We start from the raw sequence: 2571 nt of genomic DNA on the forward strand, positions 1-2571 counted from the left end.
GGCCGACTTGGGGCGGTGAGTTCAACTGGTCATTGCAACACCTTCTGCAGCCTATCGGCCGGCGTTTCGAAGTTTAGGGTTTTTCGGGGTCGTTGATTGAGCTGCAGGGCGACGGCGTCGAGTTGGTCCTGCGAGACCTGAGACAGGTTGGTTGATCTGGGGAAGTACTGCCTGAGCAGGCCGTTGGTGTTTTCGTTGCTGCCGCGTTGCCAAGGACTGCGTGGATCGCAGAAATAGACTTGCAGGTCGGTTGCGATGGTGAAGCTCTTGTGACGAGCCATCTCCTTGCCCTGGTCCCATGTCAACGAGCGGCGCAACTCTTCGGGCAATGTGCCGATCGCCTTGGCAAGGGCTGCCACCACGGTCGCCGAGTCCCTTCTCGCCAATTTCACAAGCATCGTGAACCGGCTGTGTCGCTCGACGAGAGTGTCGATGTTGGTGTCGTTCGCACCGGCGAGTAGGTCACCCTCCCAATGACCTGGGATGGCGCGGTCTTCAGCCTCGGCAGGACGCTCACGGATGGGGACTGTCAGGATTTTGGTGTGTGGGCGGGCATCATGGGTAAATAAGGAGTCCCATATGTCTCGACGCAAAGAGCCTCCAATACCGAATGACCTTCTCGACCAACTGCTGGCTGGTGATGCGGCCAGTGCTGCCTTTGAGCAAGGCGGCTTGCTTGATGCGCTCAAGAAGGCGCTGACGGAGCGGGCGTTGAACGCGGAGATGGATCATCATCTGGCCGGCGACGATGGCGCCGGCAACATGCGCAACGGCTATGGTCGCAAGACGGTGATGACCGAGACCGGCACGATGGCGATAGACGTGCCGCGCGACCGTCAGGCCAGTTTTGATCCGCAACTGATCGCCAAGTATCAGCGCCGCTTTCCTGGGTTCGATGACAAGATCGTGTCGATGTACGCGCGTGGCATGAGCACGCGCGAGATCACCGGGCACCTGCGCGATCTCTACGGCATCGATGTTTCCCCGGACCTGATCTCAACGGTGACGGATGCGGTGCTCGATGAAGTTGCCGCCTGGCAGCAGCGGCCGCTTGATCCGATTTATCCGCTGGTCTTCTTCGACGCGATCCGGGTCAAGATCCGCGATGAAGGGATGGTCCGCAACAAGGCGATCCACATCGCGCTGGGCGTCCGCGCCGATGGCGCCAAGGAAGTGCTCGGCCTGTGGCTCGAGCAGAATGAAGGCGCCAAGTTCTGGCTGCGGGTGATGAACGAACTCAAGAACCGCGGCACCGAGGATATCCTGTTGGCCGTCGTTGACGGCCTCAAGGGCTTCCCCGAGGCGATTACCGCCGTGCTCCCCGAAACGGCCGTTCAGACCTGCATCGTCCATCTGCTGCGCAACTCGATGGACTTTGTCTCATGGAAGGACCGCAAGGGGTTGGCGACGGCGCTCAAGGATATTTACCGCGCCACCGATGCCGATGCGGCCGAAACGGCGCTGACGGCGTTCGAGGCCGGTTCCTGGGGACAGCGCTATCCCGCCATCGGCCAGTGCTGGCGGCGTGCCTGGAGCGAGGTTATCCCGTTCTTCGCTTTTCCCGACGAGGTCCGCAGGATCGTCTACACCACCAACGCCATTGAGGCTCTAAACTCCAAGCTCAGGCGGGCGGTTAGGGCCAGGGGACACTTCCCCAGCGACGATGCCGCCACCAAGCTGCTCTATCTGATCTTGAACCGATCGCAGAAGAGTGGAAAATGCCGCCACGTGAGTGGTCCATAGCCAAGGCGCAGTTTGCCGTCATCTTCGGCGAGCGCTTCATCCGGGCCATGGCGGCGTAATGTTCAATCGCCCCCCGCACACGGAAATTCCGACACTCCCGGATGGCGCGGTCTTCAGCCTCGGCAGGACGCTCACGGATGGAGACCATATCGAGAATTTGTCCTTGCCCCGTTCGGCTCTGGGCACCTTTGGCAAGGCGCATTTGACGTTTGGTGCGCGGATGCGCGGTCAGCTCCTTTTTGAGCACCCCTCGTGACTGGACGAACAGGCTGCGATAGATCGCTTCATGAGATATCCGCATGTCTGGATCGCCCGGGTATACTCGCCTCAGCCAGCCCGCTATCTGCTCCGGCGACCATTGCAGCGCCAGCTTTTGCGCAACCCGCCATCGGAGCCGTCCAGAGCATGCCAGCCGGCACTGCTTGGGTCGAAGCGATCGCTCCCAAGCACGCTTGTCGGCCCGGGTTGCGCGATACGATTGTACACCGCCATTGCGCGAGATCTCGCGACTTATCGTTGATGGCGATCGCCCCAGACTTCGTGCAATAGCGCGGATTGCAAGACCCGCTGCAATCCCGCGAGAGATCTCTTCGCGCTCCCCCAGCTCCAGCGCTGAAGCCGCTCTACGCCTTGCTGGCGGAGCAATGCCACCATACAAGGATATGATCCGCTGAACGCCGCCCTTGGTCCGGCGATCCAGTGACCGCGAGATCGATGAAATGCTCTGACCTTGCTTCCATCGCTCCGACAGCTCGGCCTTCTGCGCTGAAGTAAACCGGATCCGTGACGCCACCATGCGACACCCCCATTCCTTCCAGATTAATGGTG

3 pseudogenes are annotated in these 2571 nt (G+C 60.8%); 1 reads left to right on the top strand and 2 read right to left on the bottom strand.

Annotated features, from left to right (window positions below):
* Positions 1-29: 29 nt before the first annotated feature.
* Positions 30-530 (bottom strand): annotated as a pseudogene (locus tag WH91_RS19740) (IS30 family transposase); the annotation flags it as partial.
* A gap of 49 nt (positions 531-579) precedes the next feature.
* Here WH91_RS19740 and WH91_RS19745 point away from each other — a divergent pair.
* Positions 580-1802 (top strand): annotated as a pseudogene (locus WH91_RS19745) (IS256 family transposase).
* A gap of 41 nt (positions 1803-1843) precedes the next feature.
* Here WH91_RS19745 and WH91_RS26245 read toward each other — a convergent pair.
* Positions 1844-2539: pseudogene (locus WH91_RS26245) on the bottom strand (transposase); the annotation flags it as partial.
* Positions 2540-2571 lie beyond the last annotated feature (32 nt).

It is taken from the genome of Devosia psychrophila (genome assembly GCF_000971275.1).
In the GTDB taxonomy this organism is placed as follows: Bacteria; Pseudomonadota; Alphaproteobacteria; order Rhizobiales; family Devosiaceae; genus Devosia; species Devosia psychrophila.